This is a genomic window from Rahnella sp. JUb53, from assembly GCF_004346065.1.
In the GTDB taxonomy this organism is placed as follows: Bacteria; Pseudomonadota; Gammaproteobacteria; order Enterobacterales; family Enterobacteriaceae; genus Rahnella; species Rahnella variigena.
The window spans coordinates 194,388-219,740 of record NZ_SLYT01000002.1; the positions used below are offsets into that span (position 1 = coordinate 194,388).

A 25,353-nucleotide genomic window follows, 5' to 3' on the forward strand; every position below is an offset into this window, starting at 1 on the left:
GAAATCATGGCTAAAAGAAAAATAGTACAGGTACAAACGAGTTGCGGGTATCAAGGATACGAATTTGGTGCGCACTATCCGGATAGCGTCTGCATCGACGGCGAACTGTGGGATGCAGACAGCGGATTCGAAGGTTATCTCAGCAACGGCGGGGATATTCCTTGCCCTCAATGCTGCCGTGCCGAGTGGCTGGCCTATTACCGGCCAGAAATCATCGAAGTCGGTGAAGAGCAGGGTTACGAAGGGGAAACTCCAAAAACCGTAAAGCATGGCGGCTTCCCTGAGGTCATTCGCGGGGATATCGACGCAATGCGCAAGGCTCGCCGCTGGATTAAGCGCGGCTGGTACCGTGGAAGAAAAGAGCGCCAGAAAGAAGAAGCGGAGTACGCATGATGACTGAGGCAACCCAACACCAGATCGGCCTGATGCAGCATGCACTGGGAATCAACGAGAATCGCCGGGAACCATACCGTAATTATTTCCTCACCAGCGGCGGCCACAGTGACAATGCTGATCTGGAATCTCTCGTCGCTGCAGGCCTGATGACTTCCCGCGCCGCGCCGTCCTTCTGTGCTGATGGTGATGTGGTTTACCACGTCACGGATGCTGGTCGTGAGATGGTAATTGCGGCACTGCCAGAGCCAAAGAAACGCACCCGGTACGAAGAATATCTGGCAGCTGATTATGGCCACTCGTTTGCTGAGTGGCTGGGTATTAATGTACCGAAAATTGAATACGGTTCGTGGTATCCGAACGACGGGAAATTCCGCATGGTTTCCCATCGCGCTGCCGGTGAATGGTGTAATACCCAGAAAGAAGCCAAAGCCAGTTACAAAAAGAAGCTCAGCGCCAGCAAAGAATTTCGGGAGGCTGTATGACTGATACAACAGCTATTGCAGCGCTACGTAACAAATTCGGCAACAGGCTGCCAACACCAGAACAAGCCAGGGAAAAATTCACTGACTTGCTAAACAGTCAGCACAGCTCATCATGGTTCCTTGCCCCGCATGCCATCGCCCTACTCGACCAACTCGAAGCAGCAACAGCACTGGCTCACAGTATCGAAGAAGCCCGTTGCAATAATTTTTCAAAAAGTGGCGCGCAGTTCTGGAGTGATCCACGAATTATTACGCTTGCTACTCAGCTTATTGAATGCTTCGAACTTGACTTGCAGGACCTCATGACAAGTGAAGAGCATCCAGATGACAATGAATCTGCTAACGCAGTCCACGCAGCCGGTTTTACTACAGTTAAGGGGGAGTGATGGCAAATTCACTGCTTGAAACCTGTAATCGCTGGCAGATTCAGCGTGCTGTGATATTGGAAAGAAATCCAGACATGGCAATGACCCTCGACGCTCTGGATGACATGATTGGGCACTCCGTTCGTTCTGCGCTCACCATAGCCCACCGCGTAGACTGGGATTTTCGTGAAGCTGAGGAACTGGCAAAACAGGTGGCGGAGTCAGGCAACAGTAATGCCTAAGCGCGCTCATTTAGTCAGGCGGATTTTCGTGAAACGAATGCTGAATCTGTGGTTTGTTCCAGTTGAGTTTGCGCCAGCAATGCCGCCAGGGGAGAAAATGCTCTGGTGGCGAGCTGGGAAATATTACGGCCGATTTCGGATCAGCCAGTAAGCCGGTGTGCAGCCGGCTATAACTAAAAGTGTGGAGAAAAAGCGTATGGGCCAACTCGTACCTTTGATGGAATGGGCATCCAGTCCGAAAGGGTTTAAATATCCACCAGCGCCAGCAACACTTCATCGGTATGCAAAAACCGGCCAGATCATACCTGCCCCGATTAAACAAGGCAGCAAATGGGTCGTTGATGAAGACGCGAAGTATGTCGGCGTTATTGCAAAAGCGGAGATACCGAATCACCTCCCCGCTTCTGTCAAAGCACTACTGGAGAAAACGATAAATGGCAGCCAGACCACGCACACATAAAATTAATATCCCCAACCTTTACTGCAAGTTCGACCGTCGAACCAGCAAGGTGTATTGGCAATATCGTCACCCGATCACCGGTAAATTTATAGGGTTCGGAACCGATGGAGATACCGCTCGAGAGGCGGCTATTGCAGCCAATACCATGATCACAGAGCAGCAATCAAAACAGATAAACTTTCTCGTTGATATGACTGTGAAAAAAACAACAAATAAAGAGGCGGGAATAAGGGTTTCGGACTGGGTTGGTAAATATATATCTCTACTTGAAGAGCGTTTAATAGAAGGGGAAATAAAGAAGGCCACGTTCAAAACACGTAAAAGCTGTGCGCAGGTTCTTTCAAAAAGGCTACCGAATGTGCGCCTTAATAATTTGGATACAAAGTCAATTGCCGCAATTCTTGACGAGTATAAATCAGAGGGCAAAAACAGAATGGCTCAGATGTTAAGGGCTACGTGGGGGGATATATTTAAAGAGGCCCAGCACTCAGGCGAAATAGAACCCGGATTCAACCCAGCTTTGGCAACCAGAGTTCCAAGAAATAAAGTAACCAGGGGAAGGCTTAGTTTTTCTCAATGGAAAAAGATTTTCGATAATGCGGCAGACCTTCAGCCCTATCTGCAAAACTCCATGCTTCTTGCCCTGATTACTGGTCAGCGACGTGCAGATATTCTGAACATGAAATTCTCAGATGTTTGGGACGGCCACCTGCATATCACACAGTCGAAGACAGGAACACGGCTAGCTTTACCTCTCACCCTATTTCTTCCAGAAATTAATTTGTCTCTTGATGATGTGATCAGGCAATGCAGGGACAGGGTGATGAGCAAGTACATGATCCACCACTCTCGCGCTCATGGTTCTTCAAAGCCTGGCGACCCGGTAACGGGAAACGGAGTAACTCGTATGTTTAAGCAGGCGCGTATCGCAAGTGGTTTAAAATTTACCGAAGGAACTACGCCCCCGACTTTTCACGAACAACGTTCTCTGGCTGAAAGGCTCTTCAGTGCGCACGGGATCAACACGCAAACTCTACTCGGACACAAAACGGCAGCTATGACTGAGAAGTACCATGACGACAGAGGAGCAGATTGGATAACGTTAGCTGTGTGAAAGTTACGGGATTACTCCCCAACAAACGGGATAAATTTTAAAATCCATTTTGGGGAGATGTTTTGGAGGGATTTTGGGGAAGAAAATAAATTCAGTAAAAACATGAGTTTCCACTTCCGCTGTTTGCGTTACGAACAGGCGCCACCGCGCCGTGTTCCGGCGACCTTTAAAACCTTGTTCGCCGGTATCAGTTTCATCCGCGCCCGTCCGGATGTTCTGGGTGTGATCTCTCTGGATCTGTCCGCGGTTTTGCTCGGCGGTGCGACCGCCCTGCTGCCGATTTTTGCCCACGACATATTGCATACCGGCCCGTGGGGACTGGGTCTGTTGCGCGGTGCTCCGGCTGTGGGTGGACTGATTGTCGGTTTCTGGCTGAGCCACCGCGCGCTGCAACGTAACGTGGGTATGACCATGTTTGCCGCCGTGGCAGGCTTCGGCGCGGCGACGCTGGTGTTCGCGTTCTCCACCTCACTGTGGTTATCCATGCTGGCACTGTTTGCGCTCGGCGGATTTGACATGATAAGCATGGTCATTCGCGGCGCACTGGTACAACTGGACACGCCAGACGATATGCGCGGACGCGTCAGCGCGGTCAACTCCATCTTCATCAACACCTCGAACCAGCTAGGCGAATTTGAATCCGGTCTGATGGCCGCCTGGGTGGGCGCAGTCCCGGCGGCAGCCATTGGCGGCATCGGTACATTGATTGTCGTCGGATTGTGGATGACCTGGTTCCCCGGTCTGCGTAAGCGGCAGAAACTGGAAAATGAGGTTGTTGAGGCGTAACGGCGGGTCGGGGAATTTTGAAACTGGAACAATTCAAAATTCCCTAATATAATCAGTTCATTCATTCACCAATTTTATATATAAGGAGGATCCCCATGCTGACCCGTGAATGGTTTTTATATTCACCTGTCTTTGGCGATCGTCGCTGCTCAGGCGTTTCCGGCTCCCTGCCGCGATAACCTGTCTGAGCGAAGCTAACTGACAATCTGAGTTCTTCCCTCCGGCTTACCGGTTATCGTCGGCTATATTGACGAGAGGCATTCTATGCCCGAAAACCTGAGTAAGCATCATGACTTTACTGTCTGCACAATCTGTATCATTCGATAATTCTTTTGGCCCTTTGCTGGCTGAGATTTCCTTCGGCCTGAAAAAAGGCGACCGCATCGGCCTTATCGGCCACAACGGCTGTGGCAAAAGTACCCTGCTGAAAATCCTCAGCGGTGAACTGGCGGCAACGTCCGGCAGTGTCACGCTGGCAAATCAGTGTCTGATGGCCCGCGTTGAACAACATCTGCCTGAAGAACTGAATCACCATACCCTGCTCGAATCTGTTCTGAATCATCTGCCGCCGGGCCTTCATCAGCCTGAACTCTGGCAGGCGCAGGTGTTGCTTTCCACGCTGGGTTTCGATGAATCTGCCTGGCAACTGACGGCCGGAACGCTCAGCGGCGGGCAACATACCCGCCTGCTGCTGGCCCGCGCGCTGATCCGCCAGCCCGATTTACTGCTGCTCGATGAACCGAGCAACCATCTGGATCTGCCGACGCTGTTATGGCTGGAACAGTTTCTGAAAAACTGGAACGGCAGTTTCGTGCTGGTTTCTCACGACCGCAGCCTGCTCGATAACGTGACCAACAGCACCTGGATCCTGCGCGATAAAACCCTGCAGTTTATTCGTCTCCCTTGTACGCAGGCACGCCAGGCGCTGGAAGAAAAAGACGCCTCCGACGCTGCGCGCAGGGAAACAGAACAAAAGGAGATTGACCGCGTAACTAAAAGTGCCAAACGTCTGGCGCTGTGGGGCAGCGTGTATGACAACGAAAAGCTGGCGCGCAAGGCAAAGCAAATGGAAAAGCAGGTCGACCGGCTGAAGGAGGATCAAACTGAAGTCACCGCCGGTAATCAGTGGAAGCTGCAGTTAAAAGGCGAAGCGCTGGCGGCGGACCGGGTTCTGGCGCTGTCCGGTTTGCAGGTTCGTCCTGCGCGCAATGCTCCGGTTTTGTTCACACTGGATGAAATGCGCATCAAAAGCGGTGACCGTATCGCACTGGTCGGGCGCAACGGTTGCGGCAAGTCCTCGCTGTTGCATACGTTGTGGAACGCCTTCAGTCAGCCGGAAACAACCCATATGGGTGTGACTTTCCATCCCCGCGTGCGGGTGGGTTATTACGATCAGAATCAGCATCAGTTGCAGGACGATGATTCTCTTGGTGATGCGCTGGCGAACTTTGCCCCGCTGACGGAAGAGCAGAGAAAAATGGCGCTGATTGGCGCAGGATTCCCGTTTATCCGCCATCAGCAAAAAGTGAGTACGCTCAGCGGCGGAGAACGTTCGCGGCTGCTGTTTATCGGGCTGACGCTGGCGAATTATTCGCTTTTGCTGCTTGATGAACCGACTAACCACCTGGATCTGGAAGGCAAAGAAGAGCTGGCGGAAACGCTGAAAACCTTCCGTGGTGCGGTGCTTTTGGTGTCACACGACCGGACGCTCATTGAGCAAAGTTGTAACCGGTTCTGGCTGGTGGATGAGCAACGGTTAGAAGAGTGGCATACCCTTGCGCCGGTTTACGCCGTACTGGCGGGTTCTCCCCCGCCAGCGGAACCGTTTTTTTCAGAAAGCGGGACTGACGTAATCCACACCGAGGACACGGAAGAAGAGCAACTGCTGGCGAGGCTGGTGGAAGCTGAACACCTTCTGGCAGAAGATCTGGCGCGCAAACCTAAGCATCAGAAACCTGAGCTGCAACGTCAGTGGCAATCACAAATTGAGCAGCTGAGTGCGTTGTTGAGTCTGGATTAACTGCTCATTTTGGATCTAAGTGCCTCAGGGACGGGGCCTTTGTTTCTGATTAAACGGAAAGTTTATTCACGGCGGATACGCTTTAATGATCATAGTATGTTAAAAAATGGTATCCGATTTTCATCCGAACCCTGCGTTCCTGTCTGCCGCCGGAGAGATTATGTTTAACGTTTTACGTGCTGAACCCAAAACTACTTTTGAATATGGCCCGTTTCGTATCCGTCGTATGCGGCCGGGGCAAATCCAGCCTGAAAAAAATGACGACGCTTTCGGCCCTCTGAGTGTTATAGACCATGCCACTCTCGAACAGGGTACGCTGGTGAAAATGCATGAGCATAACAACGACGAAATCCTCAGTTATATGTGGCGTGGTTCGATGGTGCATGAAGATTCTGCCGGTAACCGTGTTCCCCTTTCACCGAAACAACTGATGATGATGAACGCCGGTGAAAGTTTCTGGCATGAGGAGTCCACGCCGCTGGTGTCGGCAGAAATGTTGCAGATATTTATCCGTCCGCGTCAGGCAAATCTGGAAGGCCGCGTGCAGTTTATGACGCGCCCTGACGGCATAAAAAGCAATGAGTGGACGCTGCTGGCTGCGCCGGAAGGCATTGAGTCTCCGCTTGAAATCAGGCAGGCGGTATATGTCTATGACATTCGCATGGATGAAAACACCACCACGGAAGTTCCTTCACATGCGGGTTTTGCTCAATGGCTGTATGTGATGGACGGCGAAATCAGCATCGGCGATGTCACTCTGTCAAAAGGTGACGCGATCAGCGATGAGGACAGCGCATTAACTGCTGCGACTGCAGGTAAAGACACCACGCTGGTGTGTTTTTTGGTTTGTCTGGGCGCGCAGACGATTCTTGAAGGCACTATCAGCGGGAAATAATGAGTAACAGGCTGTACAAATGAAAAAGCCCCAGTCGTTAAACCGGGGCTTTTAAGGTACTATCAAATTAACATTTAACATTCATCAACTTAATTACGTGTACTGCTTAGGTAATGCAACTGCTAAAGATGTACATATTCTCACAGGATATATTTTTACTGCCTGGTAACGCTATCCTCCTATAATTTTGTGGAATAACATCAGTATCCTGCTCGTTTCATTTACCCTTCTGATATGTCTCGGGATAAATGAGTACATCACCCTCGCGATATATACTCTTTGATGCGTGGCCTTACTTTCGTCGCGACATTCTCGATTTCATACTTACGTACTCAAATCGCGAACATTACTCTAACTAACAAGGCGTTACATCATCGCGTTTTCGTCCACATCATGCGATTGCACAGCTTTACTGCGTGGCCTTAAAGCATCATCTCACGGACTTTCAAATAACGCCCGGTATTGAATCACCCATACTAAAATACTTCATGGCCTTTATCGCATCTCATTACTGACAAGTTTATCAACTTGCTAATTGCACCGCGAAATAAAAATTTCTTTTCACTTCTCTCTGGTGCTGAGTTCTAATTTACTCGCTATATGTTGTGTGTCAACCCTGTATTTTCAAACAGGGTTTTTTATTTTTTTTAGATAAGAAATCGTAATGAAATCTGTGATCTGCGCCATGAATACCCCGCACCCTATTAACCGCAAAATTGCACAAAGTTAATATTTTGTACACATTTTCGGCGTTATTTCCCTGCTCACCTTCCTGAATGCCCTGTTCAGCTTCTGAATGTGGGCTTTTGTATCAGCAAACTAGTTCAGCAGTGTACAAACTACTTCATTTCCACTATATTGCCGCGCTTAAGACCAAAATCGCAGCACAAAACAGCGATTTTTGTTCGTTATTTCACTCATTTCTTTTTCAGCCATTCTTTCAACGAATTCTGACAAAAGCCACGCGAGGATACGCACTATGGCGACGCTTTCCGTGACCGCCCCGCAACGTTCTGTACTGGGCGGCGCAATGATTATTGGTGGAACGATCATCGGCGCAGGGATGTTTTCCCTGCCAGTGGTGATGTCCGGCGCCTGGTTTTTCTGGTCTGTAGCTGCCCTGATTTTTACCTGGTTTTGTATGCTGCATTCCGGACTGATGATCCTCGAAGCAAATCTTAACTATCCGGTGGGATCGAGTTTCAATACGGTGACCGGCGATCTGCTGGGTAAACACTGGAACCGGCTGAACGGCATCACTATCGCGTTCGTTTTGTACATTCTGACCTACGCCTATATTTCCGCCAGCGGCTCGGTGATCCAGCACACGTTGCGTGAGATGTCGGTGAGTTTTTCTCCCCGCCTCGGCGGTCTGCTGACGGCGCTGGTCGTGGCCTTTATCGTCTGGCTGAGCACCCGTGCGGTGAGCCGGATGACGGCCATTGTGCTTGGCGCGAAAATCATTGCCTTCTTCCTGACTTTCGGCAGCCTGCTGTGGCATGTGAAACCGGTGAATTTGCTTAACAGCGTCGAAATTAATCCGAGCTACATGCCTTATGTGCTGGCAACGCTGCCGTTCTGTCTGGCGTCATTTGGCTATCACGGCAATGTGCCGAGCCTGATGAAGTACTACGGCAAAAATCCGCAAATCATCAGGAAGTGTCTGCTGCTGGGTACGCTGATGGCGCTCGGGCTGTACATCATCTGGATGCTGGGAACGATGGGCAACATTCCGCGTCCGGAATTCATCAGCATCGCTGAACGGGGTGGCAATATTGATGTGCTGGTGCAGTCACTGAGCCAGATACTTAACAGCGCCGGTCTGGACTTGCTGCTGACGATTTTCTCAAACTTTGCCGTCGCCTGTTCATTCTTAGGGGTGACGCTCGGCCTGTTTGATTATCTGGCGGATCTGTTTAAGTTCAACGACAGCCGGACTGGTCGCTTCAAAACAGCGCTGGTGACGTTCGTTCCGCCCATTATTGGTGGCGTGATTTATCCCGACGGTTTCATTTATGCGATTGGTTTTGCCGGACTGGCGGCAACGGTCTGGGCGGTGATTGTTCCGGCGCTGATGGCACGCGCATCACGCCAGCGTTTTGGCAGCCCGCTGTACCGCGTGTGGGGTGGGAATAAAATGATCGTACTGGTGCTGCTGTTCGGCGTGCTCAATGCGGCAGTACATATTCTTTCAAGCGCGAATCTGCTGCCGGTATATCGTTAATTCAAACTGCAATGTCCGGCAGACGTGCATATGGCAAAGATGGAGGAAAAAAGAGGAAATTGGTGGGGAGCTGACATCACGCAGCCTGTTCTTTACGTAATACAAACAGGCCGCGATCACAGAGAAGGTTGTTAATGTTTAAGCTTTATTTACCGAAACAATTTCTTTGATGAAGGTGAAGCTTGAATCACCATGATCTGTTTTGATCATCGGGTAAATTCTCTCTCCCTTCTTCACAAAGCCAGTTACTTCGTGGGTTGAGCCGTTCTTGACAGTAAAGCTATCGCCAACACTGATGGAACTTGCTACTTCGCTCATAACAATCCTTAACGCTTACTTCATTGAACTTCATTAAACCCTTTTGTTGCCGGTCGATGGTAGGCCTTTATGCGACAGGTAGCCAGCGCCGTCGTGCCGTGGTTAATCAGGCGGAGGCTTTTCCAGTTCGACAGGAGCAAATTGTTGGGTCATCAGAATCTCTTTAAATAAGGAATACATGCACACAAGCATGCCAAACCTGCACTGCGGACACTATGCATTCGGTGCTGACTGCCGGGATTTAAACGGTTTACGCAAAAGATGCACAGCTAATGCCAGCAGGAAAAGCATAGCCTGAATCAGCACTATCGCCGGTCCGGTCGCTGCATCGATATAAAAACTGATAAAGGTGCCGGAAATGGCGGCAATAAGTGACACCGTCACAGCGACGATTATCATTTTCGGCAGTGTCTTACACAGCAGAAACGCAGTAATGCCTGGCGTAATCAGCATTGCAACCACCAGTACAACACCCACGGCCTGCAACGCCGCGACAATGGTCAGCGCCAGCATACACAGCAACGCATAGTGATAAAAACGTACCGGCAACCCGACCACTTTCGCCTGCACCGGATCGAAACAAAATAACATCAGGTCTTTGAATTTGATGATAATCGCCAGTGTCACCACCAGCGCGATAATCAGCGTTTGCAGCATTTCACTGTCCGTCACGCCCAGCACATTGCCGAACAGAATATGGCTGAGATGCTGCTCCGTATTCACCCGGGAAAACAGCACCAGACCGGCAGCAAACATGCCCGAGAAGACAATGCCCATCACCGAGTCTTCTTTGACCCTGCAATGCTCTTTGATAAAGCCGGTTGCCACGGCGCAAAACAGACCGGAACCAAACGCGCCAATCACCAGAGGAATACCCGCCAGATAGGCCAGTACCACGCCGGGCAGCACTGCATGTGAAATCGCATCGCCCATCAGCGACCAGCCTTTGAGCACCAGAAAACAAGAGAATATCGCGCAGACAATGCTGGTCGCCATACTGGTCAGCAGCGCGCGCTGCATAAAGTCGAAGCTCATCGGCTCCATCAGTACATTAAACCAGGACATCATGCGCGGCTCCGGCGTTTGATACGTAAATGACTGGCCAGCCAGCCGTGTTTTGGCGCGAATAAAAACGCCAGCAGGAAGACCGCGGTTTGCAGGCAGACGATAACGCCGCCGGTTGCGCCATCCAGGTAATAGCTCAGCCAGGCGCCCGCCGCGCTGGTGATCGCGCCGATAATCACCGAAATAATCAGCACATGGGAGAAACGGTCAGAAAGCAGATAGGCCGTCGCACCGGGCGTGATCACCATGGCAATCACCAAAATTGCGCCGACGGTTTGTAATGCCGCCACGCTGCACGCGCTGAATATAGTGAAGAAAATGATTTTGAGTCGCAGCGGAGAAAGCCCGACCGAAACCGCGTGCGCCTCGTCGAAAAATACCGCCAGCAGGTCGCGCCAGATCACGCACAGCACCAGCAGGGAAACGCCGACGATAATCTGCACCTGCAAAATATCAGCGTCATCGATACCTAAAATATTGCCGAACAGAATCGACTGCACGTTAACGGATGTCGGATTAAGGGAAACCAGCAACAGCCCGAGCGCAAAGAAGGTCGAGAAGACGAAGCCGATGATCGCGTCTTCGCGCAGCCTGGTGAAATGGCGCAGCAGCGTCATGGATAGCGCCGCCAGAATGCCGGTACCGAAGGCTCCGATGGCATACGGAAAGCCCAGTGCATAAGCGCCTGCCACACCCGGCACGACGGAATGCGAGAGCGCATCGCCCATCAGCGACCAGCCTTTAAGCATCAGATACGCCGATAAAAATGCGCACACCGCGCCGACACCGGCACTCACCCAGATGGCTTTCACCATATAGTTATACTGAAACGGCTCCAGCAACAGCGCCATCATACCGCCCGCCTCACCGGTTCCTGTGGCACTAAATAACCGATGTTCCTCAGCGCGCCGCCAAAGGTATTTTCGAGATTATGAGAGGTAAACGTAGTGTCGAGCGCACCAGCCGCGATGACCGTGCGGTTGATCAGCACCACGCGGTCGCAGAAATCCGGCACACTGGCGATGTTGTGCGTCGAAACCAAAATCAGATGCCCTTCTTCGCGCAGCTGGCGCAGGAGTTCGATAATGGCATTCTCAGTTTTGATATCCACACCGGTAAAGGGTTCATCGAGCAACATGACGCGCCCTTGTTGTGCCAGCGCCCGCGCCAGAAAAACGCGTTTTTTTTGCCCGCCGGAAAGCTCGCCAATCTGCCGATGCGCCAGATCAGTGAGGCCTACGCGAGCCAGCGCCGACGCCACCTGTTTTTTGTCTTCCGCCGATGGGATCCGCAGAAACGACATTTTGCCGTAACGCCCCATCATCACCACATCACGCACCAGCACCGGAAAATTCCAGTCCACATCTTCCGACTGGGGCACATAAGCGATAAGGTTTTGCTTCAGCGCTTTCGCCACGTTCAGACCGTCCAGCGTCACGCTGCCGTGCGTAGGACGGAGTATTCCCATGATGGTTTTAAACAGCGTGGATTTACCGCTGCCGTTAACGCCGAGCAGCGCGCAAATCGAACCGCCGTGCAGGGTAAACGAGGCATTTTCAATCGCGGTATGACCGTTGTTATAGGTCACCGAAATGTCATCAACGTTAAGATTCAGCGCGGCGTTACTCATTGTCCGAACCCTTCTGCAATGGTACCGACCGTGACTTTCAGCAGATCGATATACGTGGGAACCGGGCCGTCAGTCGCTGACAGCGAATCGACATACAACACGCCGCCGTATTTCGCGCCGGTTTCCTTGCTGACCTGTTTTGCCGGTTTGTCTGAAATCGTGCTTTCGCTGAACACCACCGGAATATTCTGCTGACGCACCAGATCGATAATTTTTTTCACCTGCTGCGGCGTGCCCTGTTCTTCAGCATTGATTGGCCACAGATAGGCCTCTTTCAAATCATAATCTTTCGCCAGATAACTGAACGCGCCTTCACTGGTCACTAACCAGCGCTGCCCTGCCGGAATTTTTTCCAGACGTTCACGCAGCGGGGCATCTAGCTGGCTGATTTTTTGCGCATAATCTTTGGCGTTACGATCGTAGGTTGCGGCATTTTCGGGGTCATATTTCACCAGCGCCGCTCGGATATTTTCGACATACACCAGCGCATTTTTAGCCGACATCCACGCGTGCGGATTCGGATTGCCCAGATACGGCCCTTCCTGAATCGGCAGCGGCGTTATGCCGTCCGTCACGGTGACCGAAGGCACATGTTTGATGTTGGCGAAGAAGCGCCCGAACCAGCGTTCAAGATTAAACCCGTTCCACAGGATCAGATCGGCGGATTGCGTTTTCACAATATCCCGCGGCGTAGGCTGATAGTCGTGGATCTCAGCGCCCGGTTTGGTGATCGACTCCACGGTGGCAGCATCACCGGCGACGTTCTGCGCGATGTCCTGGATCACCGTGAAAGTGGTCACCACTTTAAACTTTTTTTTGTCCTTACTGGCTGCCTGGTCTGCCGCCTGCGCGTTGCCGGTGATCAGCGCCACAATCATGCCCACCAGCATCAGCCGTAAACGAAACGGCGAATGGCTGAATAATTTTAAGATGTGTCGTCCATTTTCCATGAAAATCTCTCCTGTCAATCTGCGCATCAACGGCGGTTTATTATTCAGGTATAGCACAGGCTATACTCCATAGCCAATGCAAAGTTTTCATAAATTGGTAGATATGTGGACTTGGTTTACAATGCGTGGGTTGCTGCGGTGAGCGCGGCTGCGGTGAAAAACCGTTGAGCAAGAAAGAGGCAGGCGTAGTGAAAGATAAAAAAATGAATCCATTACTGGATGTGGAAGAACACGCGCAGGGTTTCTTACAGGTGCGCGAGGCGCATCGCCGGGAATTAATGGATGATTACGTTGAGCTGATTTCAGATTTGATTCACGAATTTGGCGAAGCGAGACAGGTAGATCTGGCCGCGCGTCTGGGTGTTTCCCAGCCGACAGTGGCAAAAACCCTGAAACGCCTGGCCAATGCCGGACTGGTTCACCAGCTACCCTATCGCGGAACCTTTCTTACACCGGAAGGTGAGAAACTGGCGGCGGAAAACCGCGAACGTCATAACGTGGTTGAAGCGTTTTTCATCGCGCTCGGCATCAGCGCAGAGACAGCGCGTCTGGATGCTGAAGGGGTGGAGCATCACGTCAGCGATGAAACGCTGGAAGCCTTCAGACGTTTTACAGCAAGTAAGAAATAACACCTTAAATTCGAATTTTTTAATTCTCAGCCCGGATTTGCTGTGGCAAAACCGGGTCTGAAATATGAATCCCCCGCCTCTCAAACCCTGAACGTAAACAAACGTTTGCTGTTGAATTTTTTGGTCACAATTGCTGCCACAGCCTTGTCATATTCACCCTAATCCCCCGCCAACCTTTTAGCCGCAACAGGCGTATCGTTATCCTCAGGAGTGGTAGGTTTTATCACTTCGGACATCCGCTCAATGCACTTCGAGGTCGTTATGAAAAGGCTGTTATTGTTGATGCTTACTGCTGGCGCGCTGATGTCGGCCAGTTCTGCGTCGTTCGCCTATGGTTATTACGGTCATGGCTATTACGGCCACGGCTATTACGGCCATGGTTATTACCATGGCGGCTATTATCGCGGGGGCTGGTATGGGCCGGACGTGGTGATTGGCATTCCTCCGCCGGTCTATTACGGCCCGCCAGCCGTCGTTTACGCTGCGCCACCGCAGCCGCAAACGTATGTCGAGAAACCCCCGGCTTATGCGTATTACTGTCAGAATCCGGCGGGATATTATCCGCGAGTCCCGGCCTGCCCGCGCGGCTGGATGAAAGTGGTCGCAGGACCACGTTAACAGGCGATAAAAGTCATGAACAGGTTTACTCCGGTGGCGGTTCTCGCCTTAGCCGCGACCTTATCCGGCTGCGTTTCTCCCCCAACCCGACCAGATGTAATGGTGCTGCCAGGTACCGGAAAGGATTATCAACAGTTTCAGATGGATGAAATGTCATGCCGTAACGCGGCCTATGGCAGTGTGAATGGCGGCGCAGAAACTGCCAGTAATAATGCCGCCGGTACCGCTGCTGCCGGGACAGTCGTGGGCGCGGCAGCCGGAGCACTGATTGGCGCAGCGTCGCATCAGGCCGGTCCGGGCGCGCTGATTGGCGCAGGCAGTGGTTTGCTGATTGGCAGCGCAATGGGCAGCAATAATGCGGGTGCCAGCAGCGGCGACTTGCAGGATCAGTACGATACGGTGTACACGCAATGTATGTACGCCAAAGGTAATAAGGTGCCGGTAGACGCCAGCGACGGTTACAGCTCGAATCAACCACCGCAATCGCCGGTTCCGCCGGATTACTACCCTGCAGAGCCCGGTGACAGCGGCGTTCCGCCAGACTATGTGCCTTAATCTTCATTACACAATCTTCATTACACAATCTTCATTACACAATGCTAAAAAGGCTGCCGTTTTACGCGGCAGCCTTTTCGTTTTAATGCACATTGAACTGCTTAAGCGAATGGCGCGCGACCGTTCAGCACGTCATCAATCACTTTCAGCACGCCCTCATCACGGTTAGATGGCGCGACGTATTTCGCGGCGGCTTTTGCCGGTGCCGAAGCATTTTCCATCGCAAAACCGTAACCGGCGTAGCTGAGCATTTCCAGATCGTTGCCGCTGTCGCCAAACGCCAGCACTTCGTCATCGCGGATACCATAAATTTGCTGGATTTTTTGCAGACCGCAGGCTTTGTGATTCCCGCTGATGATCAGATCAACAGAGCCATGTCCGCTGGTCACCGGTGCAACAATCCCGCCAAGGTTAGCGTTAACTTCACTCATCAGCGGATAGACATCGTCTTCCACGTAGCTCAGTGCAAATTTGAAAATCGTATCGTCGATTTCTGCGTATTGATGCACTTTTGTCAGTCGGTGATAGTAACGGCGCATACGGCTGATGAAATCCTCATCGGTGCCGCTGAGCACATAAGCCCCTTTGCGCCCACACACAATGGTGTTAATGCCCGGCGTACGACTTATCCATTCCAGCACCTGCGTCACCTGTTCCGGCTCAAGCTTGCCGCAGTAAATTTCCTGTTCTTTATCGACCACATACCCGCCGCCTTCCGCAACGTAAGCAATTTGAGTATCGAGATCATCAAAGAACGATTTAAGCTGGTAATACTGATTGCCGCTCGCCACCACAAACTTAATGTCACGTTGCAAAAGTTGCTGATATTGCTCGCCAAAGCGGGCTTTATTGTATTCGTGCTGCGGATTGAGAAACGTTCCATCCATGTCTACGGCGATAAGTTTTACGGCCATTACTGCTCCTTACAGAGTCGGATTTTAAATCAATCAGGCTAAAAGAGGGCTGGCGGTTTTTACGCGCCAGCTGGCAAATTTGCCACTCAGTTATAAATCATTGGTCTTTGAAAACAATCAATACTTCAGTTTGTATGCGCCAAACGTGATGACCAGAAACGCCGCCGCGACCGCCGAGAATGCGATATACAAACTGGAAAGATGGGCAATAAAGCCGATCAGCGCCGGACCGCCCAGCACACCGAGATAACCGAGCGTTGCTACCATCGCCACCGCCATATTGACCGGCATCACTTTTTCCTGACCGGCCAGCGTAATCAGCACCGGAACAATATTCGCTGCGCCTATCCCGACCAGCGCAAAACCGCACAATGGCAGGATCCAGCCCGGCAACAGCACAACCATCAGATAACCGGCGATACCCAAAATCCCGCCGATAATCAGGATCCGTTTGCGCCCCAGTGCACTGACAATCGCATCACCGGTCAGGCGCATCAGCGACATCGCCACGGCAAATACTGCAAAGCCCCAGCCCGCATGTTCCAGCGCCAGACCGCGATCCTGGGTCAGGAAGACACCGCCCCAGTCCAGCACCGCGCCTTCGGCCATAAAACAAATCATCGCCATCACCGCCATCAGCACCAGACGGAAATTCGGTCTGGCTTTCGGCTGGCCTTCTTCAGGATCCTCATGCGCGCCGAACGGTAACATTCCGCGATAAGAATACGCCGTCAGCGCGATAACCAGCACCACGGCAAAAAACGTGCTGCCGAGCGGCGTGATACCGGCACTGAGCAGCAACGCACCGCCACCGGCGCCGGCGATCCCGCCCACGCTCCACAGGCAATGAAACCCTGACATCAGTGGTTTATCCGCGGCCTGTTCCACCAGCGTGCCCTGCACATTGACGGCTACATCCGCCAGCCCGATGCCCATGCCGAAAATAAACAGACTGAGCGCCAGCAGCCAGATGTCACTGAACACCGCCAGCAGCGGCAGCATCAGACAGTACAAAATGACCGCCGAGACGATCACTGCCCGACAGCCAAACTTGCCGATAATCCGTCCCGATCCCAGCATCGACAGCAGCGAACCAGCCCCGAGACACAGCAGCAGTAACCCGAGATCGCCCGCCTCTGAATGCGTGCGCAGCTGTGCATACGGAACCAGCGCCGCCCACAGCCCCATCGCCATACCGGTGACAAAAAATATCGCCCGCGTCGCGACACGCCGGACAGGACTTCCGGCATGAATACCGTTGTGCGCAATTTCAGATGACAGTGACATCAGGTTCTCCCGCGAGGTGAAGTTAGTTATTAAAAGTCTTTTAATAAGTCCGCAGTATAAGGGGGCGAACAACAAAGTCAACCGGCGTTATTCACCGAAAGCAATGTGCAGATTGTAGTTGCTGAGCGTCAATTCCGCGATGCCCTGAAGATAATCCTGACGCATCGACGGGCGGTAAGTCAGCTGCGGCATATGCTGTGCGGGAATGTGCCGCAGGCAAAGCGTCGTCAGCTCAGACAGCAGTACTTCAGTTATTTTTGGGCCGGAAAGCGCGATGGTGGCCGGGTTGATAATGGCGGTCAGCGAGACAATCACTTTCGCCATTTCTTCTGCGACCGGCAGTTTATCCAATCCTTCAAAAGGCAGATTCGACACTTCCCCTGCAAACTGGCTGGCACCCTGTAATACCTGACCGTTAATAACCATGCCACAGCCCAGACAAGGCACCTCAGGTTTGAAGAGATACGCCACCGGCGCGGTAATGCCTGCGCAACTGCTGCGGTAAAAACCCCATGCGGTGTAGTTCATGTCGTTATCCGCCTGAACATAAATCCCGAACTGTTCACGCAGTTGCTGCTCAACCGCCACACCGGCAAACATGCTGATATCACAGGTCGTGACGGTTCCTTTTACCACCACGCCGGGCAGGCCAATGCCCAGCGCTTTAATATTGGGATAGTCCGCCAGCAGGCTGCCAATTTTCTGATAAAACGTCGCCAGCGTCATCGGTAAAAAGCGGATTTCACCCTGCGCCAGACTTTCACCGGTGGCTGAATTCACCGACCAGACAATCTGTGCGGCAGCGTCGCTGCCCTGCGCGTACAGGCTAAGTACCGAGAAATAGTTCGGGTTATACGCATAGCGCTGCGCCGGACGGCCGCCACGCGAGACGTCGAGTTCCAGCGCCAGCACTTCGTGCCGCTGGCTCAGATCATTCAGCACTGCGCCGCAGGTGGCGATACTCAAACCAGTGACACCCGCCAGTTCCGCCTTCGTCGCCGAGCCCAGAGATTTCAATGCATTCGTCACCAGCACGACATTGTTTATCTTCATTTCACGGGTGGTACGGTTTGAAGGGATGATCATGTTGCCTCGGGAATGCGGGTAAGAATTGTGGGTAATTTAGCACAAAGTTAAAAAAGCCAGGATCCTGGAAAGACAAAAGTCAGCACGCCGTGAAATAACCAAGCTCCACCACTAATCTTTTAAAATGATAATTAACATATAAATCAAGTTGTTGCAATCAACACTAAAGATGTTTAGAACAGATAGAGTTTCGTTACGAAAAAATCACATGGAAACACTGCGACGGAAATCACATTTTTTCTGACTCATGGAATGAACGTAAAACAGCCTAAGGGAACTCATTATGGCTATTATTCCTATAATGCCAGCCTCTGGGTTTAGTCTTCTGAATAAAAATATTATGGAGGCAAAAGCACGTGGCATGAGCAAGGGAATGGCAACCCCGGCAACTTATTACTGGTTTTATCATAAGGTAAGAAATCGCGGAGTATGGGACTATAAACAACAGAACAAGAAGCTGGCTAATTTTGGCAATTTTAATTTCGGGGCTACCGGATATGTTGCGGGTATCCCGCCAGATATTTTACTCATGGGCGGTGGATTTGCACAAAGTATGGCGGGCACCTCCAGAGAAGAATGGAGCAATTGGTATGGCGTAGCGCCTTACGGAGATGACCCGGTTGATCAAAGATGGATTAAACAAGGTATTGATTATGCCAAACAGCATGGTTATTAAATGGGGGCACCGTATAGTAACCGTCGTTTTATTACTGCTGGTAGCAAGCTATGTTGCTTATCAGCATTACACTGGGCCACCCTATGATGATGCACTATTCAAATCGCAGCAATTAAACGAAAACACATGGCTCTACGTCACGAAATATCAGGGCGGGGGTGCGACGGTTTCCGAAGTCTATCGTTACTACTTGTCCGGAAAGATAGCTGCTAATCCCGTGAAAGCCTTGGGGGAAATGTCCCCATTTCTTACATCAGATAGCGCCGAGGCCAAAGTTACTAAAATTGGCCGTCTTGTAACAGTAAGAATAACTGGAAGGATTTACGACTTTACTAATTCAGTTTTGTACACCTCTGATGGGATCGAATATATCCCATCTATCGAACTGTTTGCGTATCCACCACCTTAAAGTTTGTTAACACACGGCTTCCGAGACTGGGAGCCGTGTTTTTGCCCTTTTACCCGAAATTTTGCACCAGCCTGCCCAGTTCTGTTTCTGCCACGCCTTCGTGATGCCCGTCAGTAAAACAGGCACCGGTCACAGGTTCGCGGAGATCCGGGAAGTGATAGACCGCGTTCACGCACGACGGGCCGCCGCCTGAATGACCGGCTGAACGTCCCGCGTCTCCCATCGCGCCGCTCATCAGCCCCAGCGCGTAACCGCATTCTGTCCACGGCCGTCCTTCGAGGGCACCGCCAAGCGGGATGGTCACCTGCATTTCAGCCATCGACGCAGCGCTCAGCAGTTTACCGCTGAATAATCCGTGCAGCAGTCTGGCCGCATCCCGCACATTGCCTGCCAGACAACCGTGATAGACCCAGCCCGGAGGGTATTTTCCGGCGGCTTCACAGTGCAGTTGTGCGAATTCCTCGCGCGTGGTGACAAGTGCGATACTGGTCAGTCCTAGCGGTGTGGTGATGAAGTCAGTCATCAGTTGCGCAAAACTCAGCCCTGACGCGGCTTCAATGTGTTCGCGGGCCAGCATGTAGCCAATGTTGGAATAAGACCAGCCCGCGCCCGGCGCAAACAACATGCCTCTGGCTAACGCGGCACTGAGCAATTTTTCGCGCGACCAGGGTTCTCCTCCGGCAGCGACAGCGTCGTGATAATCTTTCAGTGCGCCGTAATCCGGTAATCCGGCGGTGTGGTTGAGCAGCTGCCGCAGGGTGTAAGCTTCGCCATCAACACAGCCATCCAAATTTACAGTCCCGTTTTCACTGAGTTTCAGCGCACAAATCGCGATCGCGGTTTTCGTGAAACTCCAGTAAGGAAAACGGGCATGCATATCGCCTTCTGCCCTTTCTTCGCCGGAGGCTGAAATACAATAAGAATGGAAACTTTGCATGGTAAACCTCATCACATCAAAGAAAACGGGCGCTGTTTAAGCGCCGTCGGATCATAATACTTTACTCAAAAATTCGCGGGTTCGCGGATTTTGCGGTGCGGTGAACAGTTGCGCCGGTGGCCCCTGCTCCTGAATCACACCCTGATCGATAAACACTACGCGGTCAGCGACTTCACGCGCAAAGCCCATTTCGTGCGTCACAATCACCATCGTCATGCCTTCGAGCGCCAGCTGTTTCATGACCGCCAGCACTTCACCGACCAGCTCCGGATCCAGCGCTGACGTCGGTTCATCAAAAAGAATGATCGACGGTTCCATTGCCAGTGCACGGGCAATCGCCACGCGCTGTTGCTGACCACCGGACAAACTGGAAGGCCAGGCGTCGATTTTGTCGATCAGTCCAACTTTCTGCAGCAACTTTTCGGCACGCGTTACGGCGTCCGCTTTCGATAATCCCTTCAGCGACATCGGCGCCATAATCAAGTTTTCCAGCACGGTCATGTGCGGGAACAGATTAAAGCGCTGGAACACCATGCCGACGCCGGCACGCAGCGTATTAAGATTGGTTTTCGAGTCATGCACCGCAAAACCATTCACCACCACTTCGCCGCCATTGGGCTTTTCCAGCGCATTCAGGCAGCGCAGAAAGGTGCTTTTACCGGAACCTGAAGGCCCGATGATGCACACCACTTCTTTCTCTGCGATGTCACAGGAAATGCCGCGCAACACGTGGGTTTCGCCAAACTGTTTCTGTAAATCCTTAACGTGAATCACTTTTGCCAAACCTCTTTTCCATGTGTTGAACCAGCAGCGAGAGCAGGAAAGTCAGAACCCAGTAAACCAGTGAAATAGTCAGGTAGGGTTCCCAGTAGGTGGCGTAAGCGCCGGAAACAGTACGCGCGGCATACGCCAGATCGGCCAGGCCAATCGCCGAGGCCAGCGAGGAATCTTTCACAATCGCGATAGCGTTATTACCCAGCGGCGGAAGAATACGACGGAACGCCTGTGGCAAGATAACCTTGCGCATCGTTTTGCCCCAGCCCATTCCCAGCGCGCGGGAAGCTTCCATCTGACCGTTGTCGATAGACTGAATACCCGCACGGAAAATCTCGGAAACATACGCCCCGGCGTTGAGGGTAATCGCCACCACGCAGGATAAGAATGCACCGTAATCTGAGCGCAGCGCACGGGCGAAATCCGAGGACATCAGACCGTTCGCCACTAAAATGCCGTCACGCGGATTAATAAACAGCGGCACTAAAGCAAAGTGAACCACCATAATCTGCACAAACAGCGGCGTACCGCGAAAAGCACTGACGTAAATACGCACCGGCCATTGCACGGCGAAACGCAGAATAGGTTTCCACGGACCGTCGTCGGCACGGGCCATCCGTCCTAGCCCCAGCAGCAGGCCCCAGGTGGTGCCTAAAATGACACAAATAATGGTGCATTTGATGGTCATCAGCGCGCCCTGTACAAACAGCGGCGCATATTCTGAGATTATCTCCCAGCGAAATCCGGTCATACCTGTCCTTGTTCAGGAGCGTGTTACCGCCCCTGATTAACGTTGTTCGTGATGAGAATATTATTGAGCGGGAAGCGCTGGAACGTTCTTGTCAAACCAGGTTTCGTAGATTTTGGCGTAGGTGCCGTCAGCCACGATTTTCTTCAGACCGGCATTGACTTTGCCCAACAGTTCGGTGTTGTCTTTAGCGACCGCAATACCGAAATACTGACGCTCGAATTTAGCATCCGGTACCAGTTTCAGCGCTTTCTCCGGATGGGATTTGATGTAGTACTTCACCACGCCCACGTCACCGACCGCCGCGCCGATGCCGTCTTCCGCCAGCTCCTGCAACATCAGCGGAGTGTTATCAAAACGTTTGATGTCGGTGCTGTTTTTGCCCAGTTCATTGGACACCACGATGTCGCCGGTGCTGGAGTTCACCACACCCACTTTCTGACCTTTCAGGGCGGCCACGGAATCCACTTTAGAGCCTTCAGGCACCACGATGGACTGTTCCGCCGGGAAATACGGGGCGGAGAAAGCCACCATCGCTTTACGTTTATCGGTAATGGTGATGCCAGAAATAATGATGTCACGATCACCGGAATTCAGTGTCGCAAAAATTCCTTCCCACGGCGTATTAACCAGTTTGATGTCAAAATCTTCGGCTTTGGCGATCGCCTTGATAATGTCGATATCAAAACCTTCCAGCTGTTTCTGGCTGTTTTCGTATTCAAACGGACGGTATGTGCCGCCGGAACCGACCACGTATGTAGTCTGTGCGGCATAAGCAGATGTGATTAATGAAGAAAGCAGACACCCGGTGAAAATTAATGACTTAAGCATGGTCACTCCTGTGTGATTGTTATTTTATGCAGTTAATTTGCATAAAAATACACAAGTTGACGAAGCGCTTCAACCGAAAGTTACAGCGGACTGCTATGAAGAACACATTGAGAAGTGAATAGCAGACTCCTCCGAGTTCCCTGTAAGAACGTTCATCTCTCCCGTGGGATCAGGTATATTGATACGCAGATCACAAAAATCCCTTAAAGGAAGACGTCGCACTATGAGTTATCGCTTCACCCTTGCTGCCGTAGCAGCCGTTATCGCACTCACAGGATGCGCAAAAACGAAAACCGCCGACCAGGCACCGGCTTTCGATTTTGGCTCGACGCGCCTGACCGTTGCGCACGTCCCGACGAAAACCGACGATGGCACCAAACTGTATGTGACCATTGATGATAAAGAGGCGGGTGCGCTGGGGACTGGCGAGAGCATGGAAGTCCAGCTTCCGGAAGGGAAACATAAAGTCGGCGGCTATGCCCGTTCACTGATTGGTCGCGTCACCATTGCGCCGGTCGAAGTCGCGACATCGCGTGATGCGGTCAGCCACGTGACTTATTCTGTGGCAAATCTCAAACCGACGTTCCTGGTTCGCGCATCAACGCCTGTCCCGAAACCGAAGTCAGAATCGATTCCGGCAGAACCGGTTCCGTCGCTGCCGAAAGACATCGAAGCACCGGCAGCCGCCAAAGAGTCGCAGGCTTCAGCAACGCCAGCGGCTACACCAGCAGCCACTCCGGAAGTGACTCAGCAGACTTCTGCAACATCTGGGACCTCAACAGCTTCAACAACTTCAGCGTCAGCAACTCCAGCGCCAGTTGCGACTCAGCCTGCGCAAACCGCTACGCCTGCAACACCGGCGGCGACTCAGCAGACACAAACTGCCGCGCCAGCTGCGCAGACACCGGCCGTTACTGACCTGACACCGACCACTCAGTCGCAAACCTCACAGGCGACGCAGAGTTCGACTACGCCTGAAGTCACCGACCTGACTTCAGCACCGCAAGCGTAATCTGCTTTGCCCGCCGGTTTTACGATCCGGCGGGCAAAGCCTCAGAATTTCACCACTGCACCCAGCTCAATCACCCTGTTCGGGGGAATATGATAATGCTCCGGCGCACGCAGAGAGTTACGCTGCAAGACCTGAAACAGTTTCCCGCGCGCTTTTAAATACCACGGACGGGGTTCGCCCAGCGTAAATGTGTCCCGCGACATAAAGAAAGACGTCTCGTTCATCGTACACTTCAGCCCTTCCAGCCCGCAGCGGTAGAGAATATCCGTGACATTCGGCGTTTCCCGCCAGCCATAACTGGCAATCACCCGCCAGAATGCCGGTGAAAGCTGTTCAATCGTCACCCTTTTCACGTTGTGAACATAAGGGACGTCTTCCGTCACCACCGTCAGCAGCACCACACGTTCGTGCAAAATTTTGTTGTGCTTTAGATTGTGCAATAGCACCAGCGGCACTTCATATTGCCCGCGTGACATCACCACTGCCGTGCCCGGCACGCGTTTCGGCGGTGCTTTTTCCAGCGAGGCGATCAGTGCCTCAAGCGCTTCCGGATCCTGCCTCAGGCGGCGCAGCAGGCGCGAACGCTCGGTTTTCCAGGTCAGCATAATCAACAGAATGGTCAGCCCGATGGCCACCGGCAGCCAGCCGCCGGAGAACAGTTTGGTCAGGTTGGCGGCAAACAACGGCACATCAATGATCAGCATCGCTGCCATCATCAGACCGCCAGCCCAGGTTTTCCATCCCCAGTTTTTGACCATGACAATGCCAATCAATACCGACGTAATGACCATCGTGCCAGTGACCACAATCCCGTACGCCGACGCCAGATTGCTGGAATGTTTAAAGCTGACGATGGCAATCAGTACCGCGAAATACAGCAGCCAGTTAACGACCGGAATGTAAATCTGACCAGATTCTTCATCTGAGGTATAGATGATGCGCATCGGCGGCAGATAGCCCATCCGCACGGCCTGACGCGTCAGGGAGAACACGCCGGAAATCACCGCCTGCGAGGCAATCACCGTTGCCAGCGTAGCCAGTATCAACAGCGGGATCAGCGCCCAGCCCGGAGCGAGCAGGAAAAACGGATTCACGATAGCGTCGGGTTTGCTGAGCAGCAGCGCGCCCTGTCCGAAATAATTCATCACCAGCGAAGGCCCGACCAGAATAAACCAGGCAATGCGGATCGGTTTTTTACCGAAATGCCCCATGTCGGCATATAACGCTTCTCCACCGGTCACCGACAGCACCACCATGCCGAGCGCAAAGAACGAGACGGTTTTGAATTCCACAAAGAAATGCAGCGCCCAGTAAGGATTCAGCGCCTGTAATACATCGGGATTACGCATAACTCCGCCAATCCCCAGCAGGCCGATGGTCATAAACCACAACACCATCACCGGTGCAAAGATTTTGCCCACGCTGCCGGTGCCATTTTTCTGAATGAAGAACAGCAGCGTCAGCACGGCAATCGAAAATGGAATGATAAAACGGTCGAGCGACGGCTCAATAATCTCCAGCCCTTCAATTGCCGAAAGTACCGAAATGGCGGGTGTTATCACACCGTCGCCATAGAAGAAGCTGCCACCGACCAGCCCGATAAACATGATCGCAGGGATCCACCGCGGATTAAGGTTGCGGATCGCCAGTGACATCAGCGTCAGAATGCCTCCCTCGCCGTCGTTGTCGGCACGCATCACGAAGCTGATGTATTTTACCGACACCACCAGCATCAGGAGCCAGAAAATAAGCGACAGAAAGCCGAATAATGCACTTTGGGTCACGGCGATGCCCGCTTGTCCGGTCAGGCATTCACGCAGGGTATACAGCGGGCTGGTACCGATATCGCCATAGACGACACCAATACACGCCACGGTCACAGTCAGCAGCGATGATTTATTTTTTGTATGCTTCATGAGTGGCTTCACAA

General features: G+C 52.3%; 28 protein-coding genes and 2 pseudogenes. 17 read left to right on the top strand and 13 right to left on the bottom strand.

All coding sequences use genetic code 11. The annotated features are described in order from the left end of the window. Positions 1-6 precede the first annotated feature (6 nt). The 10 genes and pseudogenes from EC840_RS05495 to mtr all read left to right on the top strand — a co-directional run bounded on the left by EC840_RS05495 (position 7) and on the right by mtr (position 8,984). On the top strand, positions 7-393 hold the full coding sequence (locus EC840_RS05495; RefSeq protein WP_132964307.1) for a hypothetical protein: 387 nt from the start codon (positions 7-9) through the stop codon (positions 391-393). Next, positions 390-878 (top strand): hypothetical protein, encoded by a 489-nt coding sequence (locus EC840_RS05500; RefSeq protein ID WP_243701022.1) that lies wholly within the window; start codon positions 390-392, stop codon positions 876-878. The genes EC840_RS05495 and EC840_RS05500 overlap by 4 nt, the downstream gene beginning before the upstream one ends. Then, the gene (locus EC840_RS05505; RefSeq protein WP_132964309.1) at positions 875-1,264 is read left to right on the top strand and encodes a hypothetical protein; all 390 of its coding nucleotides are present in this window, start codon (positions 875-877) and stop codon (positions 1,262-1,264) included. Before EC840_RS05500 ends, EC840_RS05505 begins: the two co-directional genes overlap by 4 nt. After that, positions 1,264-1,485: a hypothetical protein gene (locus EC840_RS05510; protein WP_132964311.1), complete on the top strand. Its 222-nt coding sequence runs from the start codon at positions 1,264-1,266 to the stop codon at positions 1,483-1,485. Before EC840_RS05505 ends, EC840_RS05510 begins: the two co-directional genes overlap by 1 nt. Positions 1,486-1,681: 196 nt before the next feature. Next, the gene (locus EC840_RS05515) at positions 1,682-1,945 is read left to right on the top strand and encodes an excisionase (RefSeq protein ID WP_132964313.1); all 264 of its coding nucleotides are present in this window, start codon (positions 1,682-1,684) and stop codon (positions 1,943-1,945) included. After that, the gene (locus EC840_RS05520) at positions 1,920-3,059 is read left to right on the top strand and encodes a phage integrase Arm DNA-binding domain-containing protein (RefSeq protein WP_132964315.1); all 1,140 of its coding nucleotides are present in this window, start codon (positions 1,920-1,922) and stop codon (positions 3,057-3,059) included. Before EC840_RS05515 ends, EC840_RS05520 begins: the two co-directional genes overlap by 26 nt. A 123-nt stretch (positions 3,060-3,182) precedes the next feature. Next, a pseudogene (locus tag EC840_RS05525) lies at positions 3,183-3,845 on the top strand (MFS transporter); the annotation flags it as partial. Positions 3,846-4,131: 286 nt separating this feature from the next. Continuing rightward, complete coding sequence (locus EC840_RS05530) at positions 4,132-5,865, top strand: ABC-F family ATP-binding cassette domain-containing protein (RefSeq protein ID WP_132964317.1); 1,734 nt, start codon at positions 4,132-4,134, stop codon at positions 5,863-5,865. A gap of 160 nt (positions 5,866-6,025) precedes the next feature. Further along, positions 6,026-6,760 carry a pirin family protein gene (locus tag EC840_RS05535; protein ID WP_132964319.1) on the top strand — a complete coding sequence of 245 codons (735 nt, stop codon included), beginning with the start codon at positions 6,026-6,028 and terminating at the stop codon, positions 6,758-6,760. A 979-nt stretch (positions 6,761-7,739) separates the two neighbouring features. Next, a complete protein-coding gene (gene mtr / locus EC840_RS05540) occupies positions 7,740-8,984 on the top strand; it encodes a tryptophan permease (RefSeq protein WP_129638797.1) in 1,245 nt (414 codons plus the stop codon). Between the two features lie 138 nt (positions 8,985-9,122). On the opposite strand, the gene EC840_RS05545 is transcribed toward mtr, so the two are convergent. From EC840_RS05545 to EC840_RS05565, 5 genes are all read right to left on the bottom strand, one after another. Continuing rightward, on the bottom strand, positions 9,123-9,302 hold the full coding sequence (locus EC840_RS05545) for a hypothetical protein (protein WP_112286608.1): 180 nt from the start codon (positions 9,300-9,302) through the stop codon (positions 9,123-9,125). A gap of 213 nt (positions 9,303-9,515) precedes the next feature. Beyond that, entirely contained in the window at positions 9,516-10,370 is an 855-nt protein-coding gene (locus EC840_RS05550; protein ID WP_132964321.1) for a metal ABC transporter permease, read from the bottom strand. Then, positions 10,367-11,221 (bottom strand): metal ABC transporter permease, encoded by an 855-nt coding sequence (locus EC840_RS05555; RefSeq protein ID WP_132964323.1) that lies wholly within the window; start codon positions 11,219-11,221, stop codon positions 10,367-10,369. Before EC840_RS05555 ends, EC840_RS05550 begins: the two co-directional genes overlap by 4 nt. Next, complete coding sequence (locus EC840_RS05560; protein WP_132964325.1) at positions 11,218-11,997, bottom strand: ATP-binding cassette domain-containing protein; 780 nt, start codon at positions 11,995-11,997, stop codon at positions 11,218-11,220. Before EC840_RS05560 ends, EC840_RS05555 begins: the two co-directional genes overlap by 4 nt. After that, positions 11,994-12,947 carry a metal ABC transporter substrate-binding protein gene (locus EC840_RS05565; protein ID WP_279432766.1) on the bottom strand — a complete coding sequence of 318 codons (954 nt, stop codon included), beginning with the start codon at positions 12,945-12,947 and terminating at the stop codon, positions 11,994-11,996. Before EC840_RS05565 ends, EC840_RS05560 begins: the two co-directional genes overlap by 4 nt. A gap of 188 nt (positions 12,948-13,135) precedes the next feature. On the opposite strand from EC840_RS05565, the gene mntR reads away from it, so the two are divergent. From mntR to EC840_RS05580, 3 genes are all read left to right on the top strand, one after another. Next, positions 13,136-13,576, top strand: a complete 441-nt coding sequence (mntR, locus tag EC840_RS05570; protein WP_112286701.1) for a manganese-binding transcriptional regulator MntR — start codon at positions 13,136-13,138, stop codon at positions 13,574-13,576. A gap of 282 nt (positions 13,577-13,858) precedes the next feature. Beyond that, the gene (locus tag EC840_RS05575; RefSeq protein ID WP_314720933.1) at positions 13,859-14,194 is read left to right on the top strand and encodes a hypothetical protein; all 336 of its coding nucleotides are present in this window, start codon (positions 13,859-13,861) and stop codon (positions 14,192-14,194) included. Positions 14,195-14,209: 15 nt separating this feature from the next. Further along, on the top strand, positions 14,210-14,749 hold the full coding sequence (locus EC840_RS05580) for a glycine zipper family protein (RefSeq protein WP_132964327.1): 540 nt from the start codon (positions 14,210-14,212) through the stop codon (positions 14,747-14,749). Positions 14,750-14,850: 101 nt separating this feature from the next. Here the strand turns inward: EC840_RS05580 and EC840_RS05585 are convergent, their stop codons facing one another. The 3 genes from EC840_RS05585 to EC840_RS05595 all read right to left on the bottom strand — a co-directional run bounded on the left by EC840_RS05585 (position 14,851) and on the right by EC840_RS05595 (position 18,036). After that, the gene (locus EC840_RS05585; RefSeq protein WP_132964329.1) at positions 14,851-15,663 is read right to left on the bottom strand and encodes a Cof-type HAD-IIB family hydrolase; all 813 of its coding nucleotides are present in this window, start codon (positions 15,661-15,663) and stop codon (positions 14,851-14,853) included. A gap of 117 nt (positions 15,664-15,780) precedes the next feature. Continuing rightward, the gene (locus EC840_RS05590) at positions 15,781-16,950 is read right to left on the bottom strand and encodes an MFS transporter (protein ID WP_132964331.1); all 1,170 of its coding nucleotides are present in this window, start codon (positions 16,948-16,950) and stop codon (positions 15,781-15,783) included. An 87-nt stretch (positions 16,951-17,037) separates the two neighbouring features. Continuing rightward, a complete protein-coding gene (locus EC840_RS05595) occupies positions 17,038-18,036 on the bottom strand; it encodes an ROK family protein (protein WP_132964333.1) in 999 nt (332 codons plus the stop codon). A gap of 173 nt (positions 18,037-18,209) precedes the next feature. Here EC840_RS05595 and EC840_RS05600 point away from each other — a divergent pair. The 3 genes and pseudogenes from EC840_RS05600 to EC840_RS05610 form a co-directional block, all read left to right on the top strand. Continuing rightward, a pseudogene (locus tag EC840_RS05600) lies at positions 18,210-18,308 on the top strand (type VI secretion system tube protein Hcp); the annotation flags it as partial. An 11-nt stretch (positions 18,309-18,319) separates the two neighbouring features. Beyond that, entirely contained in the window at positions 18,320-18,712 is a 393-nt protein-coding gene (locus EC840_RS05605) for a polymorphic toxin type 44 domain-containing protein (RefSeq protein ID WP_112286599.1), read from the top strand. Continuing rightward, entirely contained in the window at positions 18,690-19,121 is a 432-nt protein-coding gene (locus EC840_RS05610; protein WP_132964335.1) for a hypothetical protein, read from the top strand. The genes EC840_RS05605 and EC840_RS05610 overlap by 23 nt, the downstream gene beginning before the upstream one ends. 49 nt (positions 19,122-19,170) lie before the next feature. On the opposite strand, the gene EC840_RS05615 is transcribed toward EC840_RS05610, so the two are convergent. Genes EC840_RS05615 through EC840_RS05630 form a run of 4 tightly spaced genes read right to left on the bottom strand, consistent with a single transcriptional unit; the run spans position 19,171 to position 22,411 of the window. Then, complete coding sequence (locus EC840_RS05615; RefSeq protein WP_132964337.1) at positions 19,171-20,058, bottom strand: serine hydrolase domain-containing protein; 888 nt, start codon at positions 20,056-20,058, stop codon at positions 19,171-19,173. Between the two features lie 51 nt (positions 20,059-20,109). Continuing rightward, entirely contained in the window at positions 20,110-20,832 is a 723-nt protein-coding gene (locus EC840_RS05620) for an amino acid ABC transporter ATP-binding protein (RefSeq protein WP_132964804.1), read from the bottom strand. Further along, positions 20,819-21,583: an amino acid ABC transporter permease gene (locus EC840_RS05625; protein ID WP_112286596.1), complete on the bottom strand. Its 765-nt coding sequence runs from the start codon at positions 21,581-21,583 to the stop codon at positions 20,819-20,821. Before EC840_RS05625 ends, EC840_RS05620 begins: the two co-directional genes overlap by 14 nt. A gap of 60 nt (positions 21,584-21,643) precedes the next feature. Beyond that, positions 21,644-22,411 carry a basic amino acid ABC transporter substrate-binding protein gene (locus tag EC840_RS05630; RefSeq protein WP_132964339.1) on the bottom strand — a complete coding sequence of 256 codons (768 nt, stop codon included), beginning with the start codon at positions 22,409-22,411 and terminating at the stop codon, positions 21,644-21,646. Between the two features lie 223 nt (positions 22,412-22,634). On the opposite strand from EC840_RS05630, the gene EC840_RS05635 reads away from it, so the two are divergent. Continuing rightward, positions 22,635-23,423 (top strand): hypothetical protein, encoded by a 789-nt coding sequence (locus EC840_RS05635; RefSeq protein ID WP_132964341.1) that lies wholly within the window; start codon positions 22,635-22,637, stop codon positions 23,421-23,423. A 41-nt stretch (positions 23,424-23,464) separates the two neighbouring features. On the opposite strand, the gene kup is transcribed toward EC840_RS05635, so the two are convergent. Next, on the bottom strand, positions 23,465-25,339 hold the full coding sequence (gene kup, locus EC840_RS05640; RefSeq protein WP_113877305.1) for a low affinity potassium transporter Kup: 1,875 nt from the start codon (positions 25,337-25,339) through the stop codon (positions 23,465-23,467). Positions 25,340-25,353 lie beyond the last annotated feature (14 nt).

Coding starts and splice junctions, on each gene's coding strand:
- EC840_RS05520 (WP_132964315.1), top strand. CDS start 1,920: ATGGCAGCCAGACCACGCACACATAAAATTAATATCCCCAACCTTTAC.
- EC840_RS05625 (WP_112286596.1), bottom strand. CDS start 21,583: ATGACCGGATTTCGCTGGGAGATAATCTCAGAATATGCGCCGCTGTTT.
- EC840_RS05595 (WP_132964333.1), bottom strand. CDS start 18,036: ATGATCATCCCTTCAAACCGTACCACCCGTGAAATGAAGATAAACAAT.
- EC840_RS05505 (WP_132964309.1), top strand. CDS start 875: ATGACTGATACAACAGCTATTGCAGCGCTACGTAACAAATTCGGCAAC.
- EC840_RS05500 (WP_243701022.1), top strand. CDS start 390: ATGATGACTGAGGCAACCCAACACCAGATCGGCCTGATGCAGCATGCA.
- EC840_RS05515 (WP_132964313.1), top strand. CDS start 1,682: ATGGGCCAACTCGTACCTTTGATGGAATGGGCATCCAGTCCGAAAGGG.
- EC840_RS05545 (WP_112286608.1), bottom strand. CDS start 9,302: ATGAGCGAAGTAGCAAGTTCCATCAGTGTTGGCGATAGCTTTACTGTC.
- EC840_RS05590 (WP_132964331.1), bottom strand. CDS start 16,950: ATGTCACTGTCATCTGAAATTGCGCACAACGGTATTCATGCCGGAAGT.
- EC840_RS05535 (WP_132964319.1), top strand. CDS start 6,026: ATGTTTAACGTTTTACGTGCTGAACCCAAAACTACTTTTGAATATGGC.
- EC840_RS05635 (WP_132964341.1), top strand. CDS start 22,635: ATGAGTTATCGCTTCACCCTTGCTGCCGTAGCAGCCGTTATCGCACTC.
- EC840_RS05605 (WP_112286599.1), top strand. CDS start 18,320: ATGGCTATTATTCCTATAATGCCAGCCTCTGGGTTTAGTCTTCTGAAT.
- EC840_RS05510 (WP_132964311.1), top strand. CDS start 1,264: ATGGCAAATTCACTGCTTGAAACCTGTAATCGCTGGCAGATTCAGCGT.
- EC840_RS05615 (WP_132964337.1), bottom strand. CDS start 20,058: ATGCAAAGTTTCCATTCTTATTGTATTTCAGCCTCCGGCGAAGAAAGG.
- mtr (WP_129638797.1), top strand. CDS start 7,740: ATGGCGACGCTTTCCGTGACCGCCCCGCAACGTTCTGTACTGGGCGGC.
- EC840_RS05495 (WP_132964307.1), top strand. CDS start 7: ATGGCTAAAAGAAAAATAGTACAGGTACAAACGAGTTGCGGGTATCAA.
- EC840_RS05585 (WP_132964329.1), bottom strand. CDS start 15,663: ATGGCCGTAAAACTTATCGCCGTAGACATGGATGGAACGTTTCTCAAT.
- EC840_RS05580 (WP_132964327.1), top strand. CDS start 14,210: ATGAACAGGTTTACTCCGGTGGCGGTTCTCGCCTTAGCCGCGACCTTA.
- EC840_RS05575 (WP_314720933.1), top strand. CDS start 13,859: ATGCTTACTGCTGGCGCGCTGATGTCGGCCAGTTCTGCGTCGTTCGCC.
- EC840_RS05555 (WP_132964323.1), bottom strand. CDS start 11,221: ATGATGGCGCTGTTGCTGGAGCCGTTTCAGTATAACTATATGGTGAAA.
- EC840_RS05560 (WP_132964325.1), bottom strand. CDS start 11,997: ATGAGTAACGCCGCGCTGAATCTTAACGTTGATGACATTTCGGTGACC.
- EC840_RS05565 (WP_279432766.1), bottom strand. CDS start 12,947: ATGGAAAATGGACGACACATCTTAAAATTATTCAGCCATTCGCCGTTT.
- EC840_RS05550 (WP_132964321.1), bottom strand. CDS start 10,370: ATGATGTCCTGGTTTAATGTACTGATGGAGCCGATGAGCTTCGACTTT.
- kup (WP_113877305.1), bottom strand. CDS start 25,339: ATGAAGCATACAAAAAATAAATCATCGCTGCTGACTGTGACCGTGGCG.
- EC840_RS05610 (WP_132964335.1), top strand. CDS start 18,690: ATGCCAAACAGCATGGTTATTAAATGGGGGCACCGTATAGTAACCGTC.
- EC840_RS05630 (WP_132964339.1), bottom strand. CDS start 22,411: ATGCTTAAGTCATTAATTTTCACCGGGTGTCTGCTTTCTTCATTAATC.